This window comes from Phaeodactylibacter xiamenensis (assembly GCF_000759025.1).
In the GTDB taxonomy this organism is placed as follows: Bacteria; Bacteroidota; Bacteroidia; order Chitinophagales; family Saprospiraceae; genus Phaeodactylibacter; species Phaeodactylibacter xiamenensis.
The window spans coordinates 1-20,257 of the sequence record NZ_JPOS01000089.1 but is presented as its reverse complement, the minus strand read 5'-3'; the positions used below and the strand labels follow the sequence as shown (position 1 = coordinate 20,257).

At 48.5% G+C, this 20,257-nt stretch carries 15 protein-coding genes; 7 read left to right on the top strand and 8 right to left on the bottom strand.

Annotated features, from left to right (window positions below):
* On the top strand, nt 1-635 hold a 635-nt coding region (locus tag IX84_RS26035), incomplete at its 5' end, for an ISL3 family transposase (protein WP_044228138.1).
* A 241-nt stretch (nt 636-876) separates the two neighbouring features.
* Here IX84_RS26035 and IX84_RS26030 read toward each other — a convergent pair.
* From IX84_RS26030 to IX84_RS26010, 5 genes are all read right to left on the bottom strand, one after another.
* Nucleotides 877-1,419, bottom strand: a complete 543-nt coding sequence (locus IX84_RS26030) for a GNAT family N-acetyltransferase (protein ID WP_044228132.1) — start codon at nt 1,417-1,419, stop codon at nt 877-879.
* Between the two features lie 142 nt (nt 1,420-1,561).
* Nucleotides 1,562-1,918 (bottom strand): DUF5615 family PIN-like protein, encoded by a 357-nt coding sequence (locus IX84_RS26025; protein WP_044228129.1) that lies wholly within the window; start codon nt 1,916-1,918, stop codon nt 1,562-1,564.
* A complete protein-coding gene (locus IX84_RS26020) occupies nt 1,918-2,160 on the bottom strand; it encodes a DUF433 domain-containing protein (protein ID WP_044228125.1) in 243 nt (80 codons plus the stop codon). The genes IX84_RS26025 and IX84_RS26020 overlap by 1 nt, the downstream gene beginning before the upstream one ends.
* A gap of 239 nt (nt 2,161-2,399) precedes the next feature.
* Nucleotides 2,400-4,778 carry a M1 family metallopeptidase gene (locus IX84_RS26015; protein WP_044228122.1) on the bottom strand — a complete coding sequence of 793 codons (2,379 nt, stop codon included), beginning with the start codon at nt 4,776-4,778 and terminating at the stop codon, nt 2,400-2,402.
* A gap of 225 nt (nt 4,779-5,003) precedes the next feature.
* A complete protein-coding gene (locus IX84_RS26010) occupies nt 5,004-5,555 on the bottom strand; it encodes a D-glycero-alpha-D-manno-heptose-1,7-bisphosphate 7-phosphatase (RefSeq protein WP_063978306.1) in 552 nt (183 codons plus the stop codon).
* An 81-nt stretch (nt 5,556-5,636) separates the two neighbouring features.
* Between IX84_RS26010 and IX84_RS26005 the strand changes: the two genes are divergently transcribed.
* Nucleotides 5,637-6,329, top strand: coding sequence for an SDR family NAD(P)-dependent oxidoreductase (locus IX84_RS26005; RefSeq protein WP_044228119.1), 693 nt, complete (start codon nt 5,637-5,639; stop codon nt 6,327-6,329).
* On the opposite strand, the gene IX84_RS26000 is transcribed toward IX84_RS26005, so the two are convergent.
* Together IX84_RS26000 and IX84_RS25995 are read right to left on the bottom strand one after the other, a co-directional pair.
* Entirely contained in the window at nt 6,307-6,897 is a 591-nt protein-coding gene (locus IX84_RS26000) for a D-sedoheptulose-7-phosphate isomerase (protein ID WP_044228116.1), read from the bottom strand. The genes IX84_RS26005 and IX84_RS26000 overlap by 23 nt on opposite strands.
* Before the next feature lie 11 nt (nt 6,898-6,908).
* The gene (locus IX84_RS25995; RefSeq protein ID WP_044228113.1) at nt 6,909-8,039 is read right to left on the bottom strand and encodes a glycosyltransferase; all 1,131 of its coding nucleotides are present in this window, start codon (nt 8,037-8,039) and stop codon (nt 6,909-6,911) included.
* 48 nt (nt 8,040-8,087) lie between these two features.
* Between IX84_RS25995 and IX84_RS25990 the strand changes: the two genes are divergently transcribed.
* Together IX84_RS25990 and IX84_RS25985 are read left to right on the top strand one after the other, a co-directional pair.
* Nucleotides 8,088-8,513, top strand: a complete 426-nt coding sequence (locus IX84_RS25990; RefSeq protein ID WP_044228110.1) for a hotdog fold thioesterase — start codon at nt 8,088-8,090, stop codon at nt 8,511-8,513.
* Between the two features lie 114 nt (nt 8,514-8,627).
* Complete coding sequence (locus IX84_RS25985; RefSeq protein WP_044228106.1) at nt 8,628-11,015, top strand: choice-of-anchor B family protein; 2,388 nt, start codon at nt 8,628-8,630, stop codon at nt 11,013-11,015.
* Between the two features lie 267 nt (nt 11,016-11,282).
* Here IX84_RS25985 and IX84_RS25980 read toward each other — a convergent pair whose 3' ends face one another.
* The gene (locus IX84_RS25980; RefSeq protein ID WP_152605254.1) at nt 11,283-11,684 is read right to left on the bottom strand and encodes an OmpA family protein; all 402 of its coding nucleotides are present in this window, start codon (nt 11,682-11,684) and stop codon (nt 11,283-11,285) included.
* Nucleotides 11,685-12,460: 776 nt separating this feature from the next.
* On the opposite strand from IX84_RS25980, the gene IX84_RS25975 reads away from it, so the two are divergent.
* The 3 genes from IX84_RS25975 to IX84_RS25965 form a co-directional block, all read left to right on the top strand.
* Nucleotides 12,461-16,660 carry an ATP-binding protein gene (locus tag IX84_RS25975; RefSeq protein ID WP_044228098.1) on the top strand — a complete coding sequence of 1,400 codons (4,200 nt, stop codon included), beginning with the start codon at nt 12,461-12,463 and terminating at the stop codon, nt 16,658-16,660.
* 138 nt (nt 16,661-16,798) lie between these two features.
* A complete protein-coding gene (locus tag IX84_RS25970) occupies nt 16,799-19,618 on the top strand; it encodes a LamG domain-containing protein (protein WP_044228095.1) in 2,820 nt (939 codons plus the stop codon).
* Nucleotides 19,619-19,856: 238 nt separating this feature from the next.
* On the top strand, nt 19,857-20,257 hold a 401-nt coding region (locus tag IX84_RS25965), incomplete at its 3' end, for a transposase (protein WP_160213946.1).

Sequence of the window (20,257 nt, the reverse complement as noted above, 5' to 3'; positions counted from 1 at the left end):
TAGGCGAAGCACTTATCGATATGGAAGCTCGTGGCGCAGACAGAACCACAGTACGGTCGGTGACTCTAGATATGTCACGCTCCTACATCGCAGCCTGCGAATCCTACATGCCACAAGCCGAGATGGTTTTTGACCGCTTTCATTTAGTCAAAAAGCTTAATGAAGCCATTGATACTATTCGAAGGGCAGAACAAAAGCAGTTCAAGGAGGCGCTCAAGCACAGCCGGTATTTATGGCTGCGCAATGCCAGCAAGTTATCTCAAAAGCAGCAACAGCGCCTGGACTTGTTAAAAGAAGCATTCCCTAACCTGGGCCAGGCCTACCGTCTTAAAGAGCTATTCCGGGAAGTTTTCGATGCGGCTCAGTTCACCAAGCGCCTCAAGCCGCTCAATGAGTGGATAAAGATGGCTTGGGACAGCGGGATCAAGCCCATCCAGGAGTTTGTCAATATGCTCCATGACCATTGGTACGGTATAAAGACCTACTTCAAAAGATTGGCTAATAATGCTTTCGCTGAGGGGGTAAACCTAAAGATTCAGGAAATAAAGAGAATTGCCAGAGGCTATCGGAACCCACACAATTTCATCCTGATGATCTATTTCAAACTCGGAGGACTTGATTTGAAAATCCACTAAATATGGCGAAGAGCCTAAAAAAGATAAGGGAACGCTGGCAAGACTTGCTAATAAGACGAATGACATTCGGGAGAAAATCCATCTGAAGGTTATTGAGGACTATAATGAAAAGTGCCAGTAACCTATTACCAAAGGAATATGAAAAGCCCCGGTTTGACTTACCAAGCCGGGGTTTTTCAATAGCTGTTGATACAAAGCGGGGTAATTTATCAGCGTTATGAATGGCCAATAACTCGTTTGGCTAAGCGTGCTTCTTTTCCAGCCATTCAGACTTGCTGATCCCGTACCAATTGTGCTCATCTCCGTCAAATTCAAATACCTCAATCAGCCGGAGCCCTACCTTCTGCAATACTTTGTTGGAGCCGATATTGTCGACATGGGCGCCAGCGAAAACCTCCTTCAGCCCAAGCTTTTTAAAACCATATTCTAATGCTGCCAGGGAAGTCTCCGTGGCAATGCCCTGCCCCCAGTATTTTCGCCTGAGCCGGTAGCCAAGGTCGTAGTAGTCTATATCAGTACGCACGGTGGTCTCGAATTTCAGCCCTGACCAGCCGACGAAGTCCTGCGTGGCTTTGTCAATTACCGCCCATCTGCCTATGCCGTATTGGTCGTACTGATTGCGGACATAGGCAATCGTATCATGAGCCTGATCCATTGTTTTGATGGGGTTGTTTCCCAGGTATTTATGAACTTCAGGGTCTGAATCCAAATCGAAAAATCCCTGAGCATCCTGCTCCTCCGGCTTTCTTAGGATATACCTTGATGTTTCTATGGTTGGGCTCATGGTGGTTGGGTTGTTTTACAAAAAGGGTTATACGCAATAAGGGCTGTGCAGCCGCAGTACGCAGCGCAGCGAAGTATTGTTCGGCTGCACTGGGTTAGGCACAGTATGATTTTTTAATTATTCTTCTTTTTTGACTTTCCTTTTAGGAATGTACTATCACCGTTTCATTGCTTAATTCAATGACTTTTTTACCCGATTCAAAGAAGTCAGTTATGGTTTTAAAGTTTTCCTCAAATAGCTTAATCAATTCGGTATTAATTATATTTCCAGTAGTGACCATTAAGATGTTATCGGGCTCCCCTTTAACTACTCGGTATTTTAAGAAATCACTGTCTTTGGTTATTACAATTCTTGTTTCCTCAATTGATTTTTCAATTATCTCAATATCGGTAGTGTTATTACCTTTCGGTAAATCTGATGTATGAATCGAGTCGTAACCTCTAACATTCAACCATTTACTCAATCGTCTTGGAAAATGAGCATCAACAATAAATTTCATCAAGCAGCTTTAATTTTCGTTATGCTTTCTACATTCGCTAATCGAGCTGCAAAGGCTAAACATGCTTGAATATCCTCTAATTCTAAATCAGGGTAGTCAGCTAAAATTTCTTCGTTCGTCATTCCTGCTGACAATAAATCCAAAATCATTGATACAGGGTATCTCATATTTCGGATTGAAGGCTTACCAAATAAAATTTCCGGATTCATTGTTATCCGGTATAATAATTCCGATTTTTCCATGTTTTTCTGCTTTTCGTCGCTGGGTTTAAAAAAAAGAAAGTTACCTCTTATTTCTGAATAATTCAATTCATTGCCTCCTTCATACCTTTCAATAACAGCCTCTGCTTCTCCATACCTGTATTGTTATCATTGTATTTTCATCTGCTTTTATATTTTTCAGCTCATTCAATCCTACCGAAGTACCGACACGCAGGCAGACATTGAGTAGGTTTGCTGCTCCGATCTTTATCGGAGACCACTTAATCGTCAGTATATTTCCCATTGGCACGTTGCATGGGGTTTTTCCCGCTCTCAATCTTATGCTTTTTAAATACCTGGAACCGGGACGGGACCTGCCGCAGTGGCCAGCTGTTATTGCCCAGCCCGGCGTCTGCCGTTTCCCGGAAGGGATCGATTTCAATGGCTTTGACCTGCTTCTCTTTGACGAAGACCTTGGTGAAGGCCGATTCGTTCTTGCGCCAGATCTGGGCAGGGATGCGGTCGATCTCAGTGCTGCCGTCCTCGTAGGTCCATTGTATGATGACCGGCATAACGAGCCCGCCTTTGTTGCTGAAGTACAGCTCGTAGTAGTTCTTATCGCCAAACTGCTGCTGTTTTTCCTTCTTGCTGAATGGCTCGTCGTAGATCACAATCTTCTGCTGTGTCACGCTGTCTGCCGTTTCCCAGGGCTTGTAGTTGCTGTAAAAATCCTGCAGTTCGGGGTCTTCCTCATCGGCAGGGACGATACCTGCTTCTTCATTGCGGATTTGGGAAAGGTCCCGGAAAGGCTTGGAGGCCCGCACGGGTTGGGTGATTTCCCGGCGTTCGGGGTCATTGTCCAGATCGACTTTGTACCATTTGACACTGTCCAGGGCAATATCCACGTAGTCCGTACTGTAGAACCAGCCCCGCCAGAACCAGTCGAGGTCTACGCCGCTCGCATCCTCCATCGTCCGGAAGAAGTCTGCCGGCGTGGGGTGTTTGAATGCCCAGCGGCGGCCATATTCCCGAAATGCGTAATCGAAGAGCTCCCGCCCCATGATGGTTTCCCGCAGGATGTTGAGGGCGGTGGCTGGCTTGAGGTAGGCATTTGAGAAATAATCCTTGATGTTTTCACTGTTGGTCATGATAGGCTCCAGTTGCCCCTTCGGCATGGTCATGTAAGCTGTAATCTGATGAGGCGGCCCCGCCCAGCTTTGGTAATCGGCATCGAATTCCCGCTCGGCCAGGAACTGCACGAAGGTATTCAGCCCCTCGTCAAACCAGGCCCATTGCCGCTCATCGCTGTTGATGATCATCGGGTAATAGTTGTGGCCTACCTCGTGGATGATGACCGAAATGGCGCTCTTCTTTGCTATTTCCGTGTAGGTGCCATCGGGCTCGGCGCGGCCGGGGTTGAAGCAGATCATGGGGTATTCCATCCCGTTGCTGGCCTCCACTGAAATGGCAGTGGGGTACGGATAAGGGATACTGTACTTGGAATAGGTCTTCAGGGTGTGGGCTACCGCTTTGGTAGAGTAGCGGCTGTAGATGGGGTAGGCTTCTTTGGGGTAATAGCTCATGCACATCACCCGTTTGCCATCGCTGTTGTAGTGCGGCATGGCATCCCAAACAAACTTACGGCTGGCGGTCCAGGCAAAATCCCGCACCTGATTGGCATGGTAAATCCAGGTTTGGGTTTTCTTAGCTGGTTTCGCTTTTTCCTGGGCTTTGGCTTCCTTCAGGGTGACGATTTCTACAGGAGCGTCTGCGGTTTGGGCGGCTTCCCAGCGCTCCAACTGTTTTGGGGTAAGCACATCCGCATAATTGAGGCATTCCCCGGTGGAGCCGACCATATGATCTTCCGGCAGCGTAATGCGCACGGTATAGTCGCCGAAGGTCAGCGCAAACTCGCCCCGGCCGGTGAACTGATTGTTTTGCCAGCCTTCAAAATCGGTGTAAGCGCAAAGCCTGGGGTACCATTGGGTGATGGTGTAGAGGTAGTTGTCGTCCTCCGGGAAGTACTCGTACCCGCCCCGGGGCAGGGTAGCGGCATTGCCAGTGGCTTCGAGCAGGTGATTGAGGTACACCCGGTCCACGATGTAGTAATGCCAGTCCACCCGGAAGCGGAAGTGCTCGCCCGGGCCCAGGGTTTCAGGCAGTTCCACGCGCATCATGGTCTGATTGATGGTATACTCCAGCGCCTGGCCGTTCTCATCGGCTACGGCTTCGATGTTGACACCGTATTTGTCCCGCCCGCGCCAGGTTTCCAGAGCTTTGAGTTCGTATTCGCTCATCACAGGTTTGATGGAGCTGGGGTCGAAGTATTGGTTGTCATTTTTTGGGGAGTGCTGGTTTTCGTCCAGTTGGAGCCACAGGTAGCGCAGCGGCTGAGGGGAATGATTGTAGTAGGTGATCCACTCGCTGCCATCCAGGCGCTGCTCCTCGGTATTGAGGGTACAGTCGATTTCGTAGTCGGCCCGCTGCTGCCAGTAATCGGGGCCGGGGGCGCCATCCCAGGCATGGTAGCTGTTGGGCGGGGTGATGAGGGTGCCCAGTTGCTCAAATTTGTTGCCGTGGTCGGCGCTGGGGTTTTGGGCGTGGAGGCTTGTAAAGAGCCCCATCAGGGCCATCGGAAGGAGGAATCGAAACAGTTGCATGGTCGTTTAAATGTGGTTTGAGGGGCTAAAATACATTTTTCCGGTGGGCTGGGGGTGGGCAATTGTTGCGGAAATGGTGGATTTTAGGTGAAAGGGGTTTCACGCGAAGGCCGCGGAGGGGGGCACGCAAAGGGTTGCGGAGGAGGGTTTTCACGCGGAGTGCGCGGAGGGTGGGGTGCGGAGGGCGCAAAGCGCCTGGAAGGCAGATTTAAAAATGAGAGGAGTTCAGGTGAGTAAATTTGGGAGTATCTGAAGGGTTTGAATGATCTGCCAAACGGGTAAGCCATCATCGATCGCCGCCCGGATTTCAGTCTCGTCTTCCGCCTTTCCCGTCACCCAGACGTTGCGCATGCCCAGGTTATGCCCGAATTGGAGATCGGAGAGGGAATCCCCCACCATGACTGACCGGCTGAAGTCGATATTTGGGAAGTCCGCTTTGGCCTGAAGCCCCATTTTTGGACTGGGCTTGCGGCAGTTGTTGGGTACGGTTTTGAGATCGGGGCAGGTGTAAATGCGGTCAGGCAGGGCGCTCACCTTTTCCAAGCCTGCGCACATGTGCCCGTGTACCGCCTCAAGCTCTGCCATAGTCATCAGCCCCTTGCCGATACCCTGCTGATTGGTGACCACAAAAAAGTAATCGAATAAGGGGCGCAGTTGGGCAATAGCTTGCGGGTTACCGGGCATCCATTCAAATTCATTGGGATGACGGACGTATCCGCCCGGGATTCGGGTGTTGATGACGCCATCGCGGTCGAGGAAGAGGGCAGAGTAGGTCATAGTTCCGTATTTTGGGGTTGATCATGGACCGGCAATTTAAACATTTCGGGCGTTACCCACCTTCTATTTCAAAACAACAAAATGAAAAAGCAAGCCATCATAACTGGTGCCGCAGGTGGGCTGGGCACTGCTGTTACCCAAAAGTTTTTAGAAGCCGGATACGAAGTCACCGCTATGACGCAGCCCGGTCACCCGGATCAGATCGACCACCTGAAGTCGGCTACGGGCAGCCCGGCAGAACTGCGCATCCAACCCCTTGATGTTATGGACGGTAAAGCGGTCGCCGGATTTTTCGCCAATCAGGAAAACATTCATGCCGCTATCTTTCTGGTCGGTGGATTTGCTATGGGCAAGCTGGCTGATACTTCGGAAGCAGACCTGGATAAAATGCTGTCGCTGAATTTCAAAACAGCCTTTCATTCGGTACAAAACGCCTTGCCCAAGATGGCGGAAGGTGGGCGGATCATCCTGATTGGTGCACGACCGGCAACGGATCCGGAAGCAGCAGCAGCCCTGGTCGCCTACAGCTTGTCCAAAGGTCTGGTTTTACAACTCGCCGATATCGTCAATGTGGAAGGGGCAGAGCGAAACGTACAGGCGGTCACCATTCTGCCCAGCATCATCGACACCCCTGCCAACCGGGATGCGATGTCGGATGCCGATTTCAGCCAGTGGGTGAAGCCGGCGGAAATAGCCGAGGCAATGCTCTTCGCCTGTTCTGAAGCAGCCCAAAAGCAACGCTTCGGGCAGTTTAAGATGTACGGGGGCGTGTAAATAGTGCGGCTTCCACCAGCTGGCAAATCGTATGCCCCATCAGCATGTGGCATTCCTGTATGCGAGGGGTATCTCTGCTGGGCGCGTTGAGCAGATAGTCTGCTGTATCCCGGAGTTTGCCGCCGCTCTGACCGGTCATAGCGACGACTTTCAGCCCCAGGTCTTTAGCCTTTTCTGCTGCCAGGAGGACGTTGGGCGAATTGCCCGAGGTAGACATGGCAAACAGCAGGTCTCCCTTTCGGCCAGCTGCCTCCACCATGCGGGCGTAAATCGCATCGTAGCCATAATCATTGCCAACAGCCGTGACAAAAGACGTATTGACATGCAGGGCTTCTGCAAACAGCGGTGGGCGGTCGAAGTAGAAACGGCCGGATAGCTCGGCAGCCAGGTGCTGGGCATCGGCGGCGCTGCCCCCGTTTCCGCAAAACAGGACTTTGCCGTCACGCCGGTACACCTCAATGCACGCCTGAGCCACGGTTTCTATTGCCTGCAGCAGCTTAGCATCTTGCAGCAAAGAGGTTTTGGCTTCAATACTTGCCTGTATGGCTTCTTTTATCGTGGATTGCATTATTATCTGTTTTATTGGCGGATGAGGGCTTCTATGCCGCGCACCATATTTTCCCAGGAGAATCGGCTTCGGGCGGCTCTTACCGCATTTTCCATGCTTTCCTGCTGTTGGTTGTGGTAAAAATCAGCAATCGCTGTGGCAATCGCTTCGGGGCTCACGTCCACCACATAGCCTTCCTTGCCATGCTGCACGATTTCCGGCAGGCCGCCCACCCGGGTGACCACCATTGGTTTGCCAAAGTGGAAAGCCAGCTGGGAAATGCCGCTCTGAGTTGCGGTTTTATAAGGTTGCACCACGAGGTCTGCTGCGCCAAAGTAGGCGCCCACCTCGCTGTTGGGAATGTAGGCATTTCGCAAAACGATCTGCTCTTCCAGCCCTTGCCCGGCAATGAGTTGCTGATAAGGTTCCGGATCGTCGTAAAATTCACCGGCGACAATAAGTTTCACGCCAAGTGTGCGCACTTCCGGCAATGCCATCGCCTGAAGCAGCAGGTCAAGCCCTTTGTACCCCCGGATGAAGCCGAAAAACAGCAGATAGTGCTGGTCCTTTGGTAAGTCCAGTTGCTCAAGGGCGGCATCCCGTTCCATCGGTGGCCCATAGTTGTCGTAAATGGGGTGGGGGATGTAGGCCACTGGCATCTCTTTCGAAAAGGCTCGGATATCGGCCTTGACAGCGCGGGACATGACCACGCAGGCATCCACGGCATTAAGGAAATACCGGGTGAAGGCCTTATCGCCAGGACGGTGCTCGTGGGGAACTACGTTGTCGGTGATTGCCACCACTTTAGTACGTGCAGCCCCGCCACCGATACGGAGGATGGTGCCCAGGGCTGGCCCCATAAAGGGGAGCCAGTAGCGGACAATAATGAGGTCAGGAGCCAGCGCTTTCAATTTTCGGCCAACCTTTATCCAGTTTAAGGGGTTGATGGAATTAATCAAGGGTTCAATCTGTAATCTGGCAGGGGGCGGGTCGTCTGTATATTGCGTCTTGCCAGGGAAGAGGAAGCCCGGGTACTGCAAGCTGAAAGAAAGGATGCGGACCCCGTAGCCATGCTGCTGCAGTTCCTGCGCGAGGCGCTCCGTGCTCGATGCAATACCGCCCCTGAGCGGGTGGGCGGGTGATAGAAAGACAACCTGCTTCACTTTTTGTGCGCAATATAATCATCTCAGAACGAATAATACTTAACGACCATGATTTGGAAACAGGAATTCACCCTGGAAGGCATTCAGCAAATTTGTCAAAATACACTGGTTGACCATTTAGATATTGTGTTCACGGACTTTGGAGACAATTACCTGGAAGCGACTATGCCGGTCGATCATCGCACCGTACAGCCCGCCCGGTTGTTGCACGGTGGGGCGTCTGTAGCTTTAGCAGAAACCATAGGTAGTGTGGCCTCTCAGCTTTGCATACCCAACATAGAGACCCACATGGCTGTTGGAGTAGAGATCAATGCCAATCACCTTCGCTCCGCCACGAGGGGTCGGGTGAGCGGTCGGGCGACTCCACTGCGCATAGGGCGGAAGCTCCATATTTGGGAAATCCGTATCACAGATGAAAAAGAAAGGCTCATATGTGTCAGCCGACTAACAATTGCAGTGGTCCAACGGAGCTAAATGGTGAAATTGCCATTAAGCTGGTTATATTTGACCGCTAAATTTACAACTATCGGAAGCTTGTTTTGGCGAAAGCCAGTCACCACACTTTTCCACCTAATGCTAAAAAAAAGTATGAAGAAAGCACTTTTACTCTTGTCATTCCTTGCAATGACAGCTACCTATTCTGTAGCTCAACTGAATATGGAACTCTTGTCTCAGGTACAATACAGCGACACCGGCCTGAATGACATCTGGGGCTGGGCAGACCCTGAGACGGGCATCGAATATGCGATCGTCGGGCTTCAGCTGGGCGTTTCCATCGTCTCCCTGGAAGACCCTGAGAATGCCGTGGAGGTAGCCCGTATCCCCGGGCAGTTTTCCACCTGGCGAGACATGAAAACCTGGGGGCACTTTGCCTACATCACTACCGATCAGGGTGGTACCACGGAAGGCGTTACGGTGATCGACCTGTCGCAACTGCCCGAAGCTGCGCCTTACTACCACTGGACACCCGATCTGCCCGGGCTGGGCACGCTGGAAACTTGCCATAACATCTATATCGATGAATTTGGCTATGCTTACCTGGCTGGCTGTAATATGAATAACGGCGGCATGATCATTCTTGATGTAGATACTGAAACCGGAGAACCGGAATTTGTAGCGCCGGCGCCGGCTGTATATTCCCATGATGTATATGTGGTCAACAATCATATGTACGCCTCTGAAATTTATGTAGGTAACATGACGGTTTATGACGTTTCCGACAAGCAAAATATACAGGCGCTGGGTTCTGTCGGGACACCCTTTTCTTTTACTCACAATATTTGGGTAAATGACGATGAAACCGTTGCTTTTACAACGGATGAAGTCGCAAATGCCCCGGTGGCGGCCTATGATATCACCAACTTTGCAGAAATAGAAGAGCTGGACCAATACCGGCCAGTGGCAACCGTTGGCTCAGGCGTGATTCCGCATAACGTTCATGTTTGGGATGACTACCTGCTGATTTCCTACTATACAGATGGTGGAAAAGTAGTGGATGGTTCCCGCCCAACCAATCTTATCGAGGTAGGTAATTACGATACCTGGCTGGGTTCGGATGGCGGCTTTAGCGGGGCATGGGGCTTGTACCCGTTCCTGCCTTCCCAAACGGTACTGGTAACTGATATCAACAACGGGCTTTATGTATTGCAGCCTGACTTCAAGAGAGCCTGCTGGCTGGAGGGCATTGTCCGGGATTCCATTACACAGGCCCCCATTAACGGTGCTACGGTAGTTATCGACTCCGAGCAGCCCAACTTTGGCGAATCTGACCCATTCGGTGCCTACGCTACCGGACAGGTGCTGGCAGGTACCTTTGCGGTCACTTTTGAAAAGCCCGGCTATCAGTCAAAGACCCTGCAAGTTGACCTGGACAACGGCGCACTTACAGAGCTGGACGTTGACCTTGTGCCTCTGCAACAATATTCCATTACCGGGCAGGCGGTGCGCGATGGAGACGGTCAGCCGGTTCCGGGCGCATTCGTGCAGGCCTTCAATGAGACCTTTACTTTCAATACCGTAGCAGACGCAAGCGGTAGCTTTACCTTTAATAATATTACAGAAGGCACTTATCAGGTGGTGGCCGGCTCCTGGGGCTACCTGCATGCCGTACTTGAGGATGTGGATTTGAGCAACAATACAGAAGTAACCGTTGCCCTCGAAACGGGCTATCAGGATGATTTCCTGTTTGACTTCGACTGGCTGACCGGCGCCACCTCGCCTACCGGGCATTGGGAACTGGGCATACCAGTAGGAACGGAATATCAGGGCGCTCAGTCACATCCTGGTTCCGATGCTCCCGATGACCTGGGCTTCAGCTGCTATTCTACAGGCAACGCCGGTGGAGGTGCAGGCAACGATGATGTGGACAATGGCAGCGTAGTATTGCGCTCTCCGTTCATGGACCTGTCCAATTACGATATACCGGTGCTTTCTTTGAGTTATTGGTTTTTTAATGCTGGTGGTGGGTCTACTCCGAATGATGAGCTTGTCATTAGCATCACCAATGGCGTGGAAGAGGTGGAAATTGCTACGATTACCCAATCCCTCAGCCTCTGGCGCAAAATACAGCAAGTTAATCTCGCCGACCTCATCGAGCTGACTGATGAAATGCGTCTGGTGATAACCACAGCCGATGATCAGGCAGAGGGCCATTTAGTGGAAGCCGGCATCGACAAGGTACTGATCGAAGAAATGGGTATGCCTTCCAATACTGAAGACTTGTCTGTAGGTGTTCAGCTCGAGGCTTTCCCGAACCCTGCCAAAGGTGCCTTCACGGTTAGCTATGAGGTGCCACAGACAGCAGCACGCGCTGATCTGATCCTCTTCAATGCCCTGGGGCAGGAATTGGAGCGTCAGCAACTGCAATCCGCTACCGGGCAGTTCCGCTTAGGCGAAAAACTGAGCGCAGGCACCTACTTCGCCCACCTCATGGTGGATGGAATGACGGTGGAAACGCTTCGGTTGGTGAAGCAGTAAACTGCAATTCGGAGAAAAATTGAAAAAATGGAGTGCTGTTTCGTCATAAATGTTAGGGAATAGTGGTTCCGGCTAAATCTTTTTTAGCGGGTTAGGTCTTCCCAACCCACTAAAAAGGATTTAGCTAGGGTCTGCCCCATATTTTGGGGGTATAAACCATTGGCTTTCAAATAGGAACAACCTTTAAGCATAGCCTCTTAGGGACAGCTCTTCACTTTCTTTGGGGAGGCTAGCTCATACAGATATCAATCTATCATGTTCAACGGATCAATAACCATAGTCTGTATTGGATGGACTTGAATTAAGTGTCTCTGGAGGGTCCATCTCAATATCGCTAGGAGTGGCTAATGAAAACTCCACTCTTCTGTTCATATAGCTATTATTATTAGGGACTAGTAAGTTCTCCTCACCTTTCCATTGTAGAATCAGACGCCCTCTGCCAATACCATGGTTAACCACAAAGTGGTCAATAATCTCTTTAGCCCTAAGATAAGAAAGGTTGTCGTTGTATGTCTTTTGGGCAGTGGCATCAGTAAAGCCTGTGACAACAAGTTTGATATTTGGGTTAGCCTTCATCATTTTAGCTATTGATGCAAGTGTGCCATAATCAGAGTATTTAATTTGACTGCTATTTCTTCCAAAATGGATCATAGGAAGAAACCATCCCAAGTTTTGGGACCGTCGAAAAGAGGGATCATTGTTCTCAGTAGTCCGGAGTTGAAATTGCTGAAGCTCCTGAGCAATAATCTCCCTTACACGTTCTTCACTGATACTGGATCCTGTTACTTTTATTGGATTGACAACAACTCCATACTCGTTAACTTTTTCTCCATCTCTTGGAGGAAAGTAAGGCTCCCGATCAAGATAATCAGGAACACCATCTTGGTCGCTATCCAGTGTTCGTGTAAAAGCCCCCTAAATACTCTGACAAAAGTCGGCATTGTTGCATGAAGCAATCCTGTATTGTGAAAATATATTTTGCCAAATTTTCTCAAATATTTGGAAAAGTCATTTTAGATATTTGGTCATATGAGGGTTTTGCCAAACGGAAAACGTTCATGCAACAACGTATAAAAGAAATTAAGAAGATAGCCCGTTAAAAGCCCTTATGTGGCTTATTAGGGGCATTTTATGGCGGTTTTGTGGTATAAAAATGCCTTATCACTGCTTTTTTTTGTCATAAAAGAGAACCTAGAAGTTTGGTACTTCCTGAGTTGCTATTGTTTAAAGTAAGGAGTAAAGTTATGAGCTGACCTTTCGCACGCGAAAGGTCAGCTCATAACAGTTATTTGTGGAAATTATCGTAACTTCTACCTAATGAGTGATTGAGTATGCTTAATCCCTATTTGGCACTCTAGCCTTTAATGATCAAACACTTACGGTTAAGCACGATAGGAATTCATCAAACCTTGTATAGACGATCCTTATACAAGTAGCCCAAAAATATGCACAAAAAATCCATGTCATCTAGCTCTATTACTCCATGCCTAGGCAAAATTACCTTGTACGGATTCTTGCTGGTATTTCTTTTGCCACTCACTGCTCAGGACCTGTCAATGGTTTCTTCAGTACTGCCTTCATGGGAGAATCAGAATAATGGCTTCTTTAGTAATAAAATATCTGCGGTAGAAAGAGACCTTTATGGTCGGTTATGGGTCGGCACATATGGCAAAGGTCTTATTGTCAAAACAGCTACAGAAACGTTTCATTATCAAAATGATCCTTTTGATGCCCATTCATTAGCATCCAATACAATTAACGATATCTTAGTATTGCCAGAACAGCAGACGGTCGTATTAGCTACCAATTTGGGAATAAGCCTGTTTGACCCTCGTCGAGATCACTTTATGAATTATCGGCCAGGTGGACTTGTTATTGATGGCCAGGAAGTGGATGCACGCAATACATATGGCCTACTTTATGACCCAAAAAGCCGGTTAGTATGGGGAAGTTCTTACTCGGTTGTTTTTTCATTTGATCCTGCGACTGAAACGATTTGTGAATATCCTGCCAATTGGGAAGTTAGTACTGAAGACTACAGGGAGGGGGCTATAAATATTTATGATATTGGACAAGATCAGGAGTATATCTACTTTTGTGACCTAGAGCATATTTGGTCCTTGGATAAGACGACCAAGGAAATTGTCCGTATTCCAACCCCCGGCAGTGATCAAAAGGGAACGCCGGCTTATATTAAAGGGCTGTACGTCAACACGGATAAAAAGCTGGGATATCTACTTCGTAAAGAAACAATCTGGGTTGTCCGTCTACCCTCAGGTACTGTTTTAAACAAAGTAGATGTCCCTAAGTGGATAGCTCCGCGCAGCCTTGTTGATGTAGATGAAAAAAGGCTACTTATTTCAGGGCGTTCCGGAGCTGTTGTTTTTTCAAAAAACAGTCATCAGTTAGGAAATCCTTTCCAGATTACTGTTCGCGGGCAGAAAGCCCAGATTCAGGATTGCGCAGTTGATACTGTATATGGAATCACATTAGGTACGCGTAATCACGGCCTCTTCATTGTGGCAGCCTATCAGGAGCATACCCGTACACTAGATATTGGGAGCGGCGCTCTTGAAAAAAGGCTGACCGGAGCTTTAGCGCCTGCTTTTTCAGAGGAAAACCGTTTTTGGCTGGCACAGGGCAAGGATATACAATACCTTGAAGTTGATTCCAGTGGGGCAAAGCCAGTATTCAGTATCCGTTTGCCCAACCAGCTGGAAGGAAAAGTAAATGCGATACTGGATGTTGGGTCTTATTTGGTAGTGGGGTCAACGGAAGGTCTTTTTGAGTACCAAAAGCCGAGCCAGTCCTTTCGTAAAGTCCCAATAGCGCTTGACTACGGTCATAGCCATATCCAAGTCGAGGGTAGCAGGAACTATAATGTATACTCCTTAGCAAGATGGGGGGATAAGATATTTGTGGGGGCTCCACGCGTTTTCCAACTTACGGCTGAGCCTGAGCAATTAAGTTCTCCTACAGCGCTACCCGAAAGTTTTTCTGCAAATCCTAAAGGTAAGCTTGAGGTGGTAGAAGAAGAACAGTTACTTTGGAAAGTAAATTATGGAGCGCCTGCTGCATTAGATCTACAGAACGGGGAGGTGTATGAACTTGATACTATTTTCCCATTCAATGCTCTGGAAAAAAGTTACCCCTTTTATTTTGACGGAGTGGACCTTGCCTGGGACAGTAAGCGACAATGGCTTTGGGCCGTAGGCAGGGGCCATGGTCTATTTGCCTTCCAGGTCGACCGCAATAAGAAACGGATAAACATGGTTTGGTCTTTACGAGATCTGCAGGGCACTAATTTATTCGATGCCATAGCCGTAGACACAGACGGGCGTATCTGGGTAGGCTCGGATGAAGGACTGATTCTATACAACCCGGAAACTGATGACAGTGGCATCCTGGGTTACCGGGAGAGCGAAGTATTTCCTTTATTCAGAGAAGAGGGACTTACTAAAACAGATAATGGGCAAATGATTGCTCAAACACTGAATGGAAGTTTTTCCTTTTGGCCGGATACATTGGCTAAAGTATTATTCACTAAAAAACAGGCTGTTAACTTGGATTATTACGAAGTGGCCTCAAAGTCTGGAGGTATCCTCAAGCTTAGTCGTTTCTCGTCTGGTTCAATGAGTTACCTCGAATTGCCTGGTTCGGCTTCAAGAATAAAAATGAATTTTTCCTATCCGGAAGGGGTGCCAGTCTGCTTTGGGAGAGCTTTATATTATCGCCTTGACGGGGCTCAAAATAACCTTGTTAAGTGGGATGTGGAAGATCCAATCGTATTATCTAATTTACCGCCCGGAGCATACCGCTTTCAGATTTTTAGCCAGGATCAATCTTCTGTATTATTTGAAATGGTCCTGGATAAACATCCTGCCTGGTATCAGCGTAAGCTTACGTATCTGTTAGCTGTCGTACTCTTAGGTATAATCATTTTTGGGATAATCCGTCTACGCGTTGCCGCCCTAAAGCGCAAAAACAGGGAATTGCAGTCGATAGTAGCTGATCGTACTGAAAAGCTGCGTTTGGAAAAGGACCAGGCTGCCAGGCAGGCGAATGAATTAAAACGCCTGAATGAGCAGCAGGAGCAGCTTTTTGTTAATGTCATTCATGAATTCAGGACACCACTCTCTATGATTTCAGCGCCTTTACATTCTATCCGGTCTTATATTAAAGATAAAGATCAGTCCCGGAAGTTACAGCAGTTGTTGGATATTGCAGAACGGGGTGTACAAGACCTAGACCTCCTGCTACAGAGCCTTCGGCACTTACTCAAAAAAGCAGAAGTACCTGAACTGATGCTTAGTCCTTTCGAGCCAGTTTCATTTTTTGAGGAGAAAGCAGCCGCTTTTGGTGTTTTGGCCGCCAAACAGGGGATCAACTTTGAAGAAAAGCTCACTTTTATAAATCAGGGGTACTTTGAGACAGATGTGCAAAAGATCAGTATTATCCTCAATAACCTCTTAAGTAATGCCCTGAAGCATACTCCCCCCGATGGTACGGTAACACTTTCTGTCAACCTTTCGGCTTCTGATGACCTTACTATTCTGGTAATAGATAAAGGCCCTGGAGTGCCGGATGCGATAAAGGCGAAAATATTTGAGCGGTTCTTTCAAGCCGGGCAAGTCTCTAAATCTGGAGGTCTTGGAATAGGGCTTTCCATTGCTAAGACGTACACCGAATTACTAAAGGGTAAAATATCCGTCTACTCAGCTCAGGAAGGTGGTGCGCAGTTCGAAGTCATCCTGCCATTGAAACGCTGCAGAGGCACCGAAAAAGCCGCTATCGAAGAAAATGACAGAGCCCCAAGGGCGCTACCTAATGGATATAGGCTCACAAAGCAGGGCCCTGACGCTCCTACCGGGCCAAAACGCAAAACGATTGCTATAGTAGAAGATCATCAGGGGATGCAGGAATTGTTCTCTGCATATCTTTCTGAAAGATACGCAGTACAACGTTATGCAAATGGACAATTATTCATTAATGCCTTTGATAAGCATGCCACACCTATCCCTGATTTGGTTATTACCGACCTTATGATGCCCGGGGCATCTGGTTTTGATGTTATTAAGTGGATGAACGCCAATCCATCTTTTACAGATTTACCAGTGATGGTTATTTCTGCGGTTGATCACTATACTACCCGCCAGTCTATCATCGACCTGGGCGTTTATGACTTCCTGCCTAAACCATTTTTCCCGGAGGAGCTGATTGTGAAGGTACAACGGTTATTCCGCTTAGGGGATACGAGGTCCAGAGCGAGGCAGCACCTTCGCAATGAGGATAAGATCAGGCACAATAAATACCCGGAAGGGCTAAGAAAAGAAGTGGAACGTATTATTCAGCCCAACTTGAGCGAAGACGAATTCTCCGTTGAGGATATAGCCCGGCAGGTATATCTGAGTAAACGCCACCTCAACCGGCTGCTCAAAGCCGAATGCGGCATGTCTGTAAAAGAGGTGTTAATAGAGATGCGGCTACAGGAAGCCTATCGTCTCCTGCAAAGTGAACCTGGAATAGTCATTAAAGATGTCTCTTTCAGGGTCGGTTATAACAAGCCTTCCTATTTTTCCAAAATATTCCGGCAGCGGTTCGGTATCTCACCACGTGAGTTAATGGGCAATAAAAGTACCCGGTAAATGACAATGCTTCAAACAGGACATCTTGTCTTGTTATTGGCGGTGGCATAAAAACAGTTGCATTCGTCTGTTTTGTGGCTTCCGGTACGAAGATTAATTAGGTTATTCGTCATACCTAAATGACAAATAATCTATCTCATGAAAACTATCGACCTAAAGAAGACGTCCGGCTATGCTGGCATCCTTACTTATACTTATTTAAGGGGCAGTTTATTTTCTTTGACCTTTGCCGGTGTATTAGTGCTCCTTCTGCTGCAAAAGGCAGCACCGGAAAAGCCACCTCAGCCACAAACAAATCCGGAGTCAACAGAATTATCCTTCCCAATTACGGAGGGTTGCGACGGGGCAATAGACCTTGATGGTTGGAATGATCGGATAGCGATATCTGATAATGCTACTCTGACAATGGGAGATGAAATTACCATCGAAGCCTGGGTGTATTTTCAAGGGAGTAGCAATATCGGGAACCTGGTCATGAAAGGTAACTATGGCTATGGTATCGCCATCACGGGCAGCGGATATATAGAGTGGTGGCGCCAATTCACGCAAACTTTAGGACCCAATTCAGCAAACCCTATCCCGCTGAATAAATGGACGCACATAGCTGTAGCTGTAGGGGAAGGAAAAACTCGTTTTTATATCAATGGAGAATTGGATAACGAGGTAGATGAGGCCATTATCAGAAACCGGTCAGGGGCATTGTACTTGGGTACACAAGGGAGTGGTTGCCTTTGCAATAATCTTGATGGTCGGATCGATGAGTTCAGGGTTTGGAATACCGTCCGGACTCAGTCAGAGATCGAATGCAATATGAATACGTGCACTCCGGAGGGAGAAGGGCTGATTGTTCATCTTGGATTTGATGACGGACCGGGTAGTACTATCGCCTCCGATGCATCCGGGAATGGAAATCATGGGCAATTGGCTAATATGAATGCGAGTTCAGATTGGGTAGATGGATACAGTGGAGTCACAGCAGTAGCGCCTTGTGCAACAACTTCTCCTGACTGCCAAAATCGGACCCTTTACCTCAACGAAGCAGGTTCCGTGAGCCTTTCTCAAGATAGTGTGAGTTTCTCGCCATCTGAGTTTTCCTGTGAGGATATACCGGACAATACTGTACTTCAGTTTGATGGAAATAATGACTTTGTTAACCTTGGGACCTTAACGCCATCTATCGTAGAAGGGGATTTTACGGTAGAATCTTATTTCCGCATGCAGGACAGTGCCACCCGGGGGCTGATCAATGCATTCAATAGTAACACAGGCGGATGGGCAATAATGCAGGACGGAACTGAGCTGAAATTTATTTGGGGTACCAACTCAAACCCTATGTTTTTTGATGAGGCGCGCACCGATGCGCTTGCATTGAACAGATGGTATCATGTAGCAGGTGTCAAGCAGGGCAATACGATTAAAATTTACATTGATGGTGTTCTTGTTCAGAGTGCAGAAACTTATTACAGTGTACCTAATTTACCCGTTTATCTGGGCAGGCGATATATTAACCTTAATAACGGTTGGTTTCACAAGGGTGCGGTGGACGAGCTTCGCATCTGGAACACTGCGCGGTCTCAGTCTGAGATTCAGGAACAAATGACGACTTCGCTACAGGGCGATGAGCCCAATCTTGTAGCCTACTATGATTTTGAAGATGGGAGCGGAAGCACAGTGCTAACCGATAAAACCAGTAATGCCAACGAAGGTAGCCTGATGGGAATGGATGCCGAGGAAGCCTGGGAAAAGGGAGGTCCGGAGGTGCTGAATACCGTCACCGTCACCGTTACCTCAGAAGGTAGTGACTGCCAAATACAAGTAACCATAGTGGATACCATAGCTCCTGTAATAGTATGCAAAGACACCACGTTAAGCGTCCCTCTGAATGGCGAGGGTTATATACCTAATCCCTTATTACTGCTCGATACCTTGCAAACCATGGATAACTGTGGAATATCAGACGTGCAAATAGAAGGCGGCGGGACCATTACTTGCGAGGCCGCAAATATGGAGTTTCTCTATACCATTACGGCTGAGGATGAGTCAGGGAATACATCCACCTGTGAGAGTACGGTACAGGTCCTGGAATATGGATTACCGCCTAAGCACTGGAGAGCTGAGGACATAGGAGACACTTATCAGGCAGGAGCCTACTGGTATTATCCCTGTGAGCATTTTGCGAGAGTGATATCTACTACCGATGGGGTGTACGATACAGGAGAGGAAGATGCCTTATCCTATTTAAGCAGGACGGTTTGTGGTCCAATTGTTGGGGTTCAGGCAAGGATTGACAGTATTTCCGGAGAGGGGTACGGAGGGCTGATGCTTCGCCAAACTACTGAACCGGGAAGCCCTCAGGTATCTATTTTGACATCAGGCAGCGGTCTGCTGCGCATGGAATACCGGAAATTGCCCGGGGCATCAAAAGAAATAGCCAATCTATGGGCACCGTTCTCCAAATACTTCAGGCTGGTTAAACATCCTGACCGGGTTGAGGTGATGGCCAGTCAAAATGGTATGAACTTCCAGATTATAGGGCTGATCGATATCCAAATGGGAGACTGTATAAACGCGGGTGCCGCTACTATTGCTCTTGCAGATGGGCAGGAGGTTATCACCACACTTTCAAAATTCAGGGTGAAAACCTTTGCTCCTGCTTCTCTTGCAGGACCAGTCCCTGCGGCGGGGCATGTTTCCGAAGCTGCGCCGCTCTCGTTGGATGTTTTCCCGAACCCCGGGGGCAGCGAGCGGGTAGTCAGGCTGTCACGCCCACTGCGGCAGGCTGCTCAGCTGGTGATTTTAAATGAGTTGGGTCAGTGCGTAAAGGATGTCCCCGTCCCAGCCGAACAGCAACACCTGGGCATCAGCTTGCGAGGGCTGTCCAGAGGAGTATTCATTATTCACCTGATGGCTGATGGCGGGCATTTAGCCACACCGCTGAGAATCGTAAACATAGATTGATGCATATCAGACTACAAGACAAAATAGTTTTGTTGGATAGAAGGGATTGATTTTGCGGGCTTGCGTTCCCGCCTTTAGGGGGAGGCTGGGGGGCGAGCGGAGGCAGGAAAAATCAATCCCCCTTCAGAAGTGTCCAGTAGTTTAGAGGCATATGGGGCTGTCTTAAAAGCCCCTACTGCGCAGGATTTTAATACCAGCCAATGATTTGTATCTTGAGGGAAAGATAATACACCTTCAGATGAGTAACAAGTCATCGGGCCGTGGCGTAGTATTCAAGCCATATGTCCAGGATCAAGGGTGGTTGTTTCCGCCTACTATAGGGGAGCTGATACCTGCACAGCATAAAGTGCGGTTGATTAACGAGGCTATAGACGGTATGGACTTGGACAAGGTACTGTCTACCTACAAGGGAGGGGGTACGAGTTCGTACCACCCCAAGATGTTGTTAAAGATATTGGTTTATGGTTATGTAGAAAAGGTCTATTCTTCCCGCATGCTTGAAAAAGCCTGCCACGAGAATATCTGCTTCATGTGGTTAAGCGGGAACCAGCACCCAGACCACAACACGATCAACAGTTTCCGCAAGCACCGTTTGAGCAATACGGTCAAGGACGTATTTGCGCAGGATGCCATAGCCGT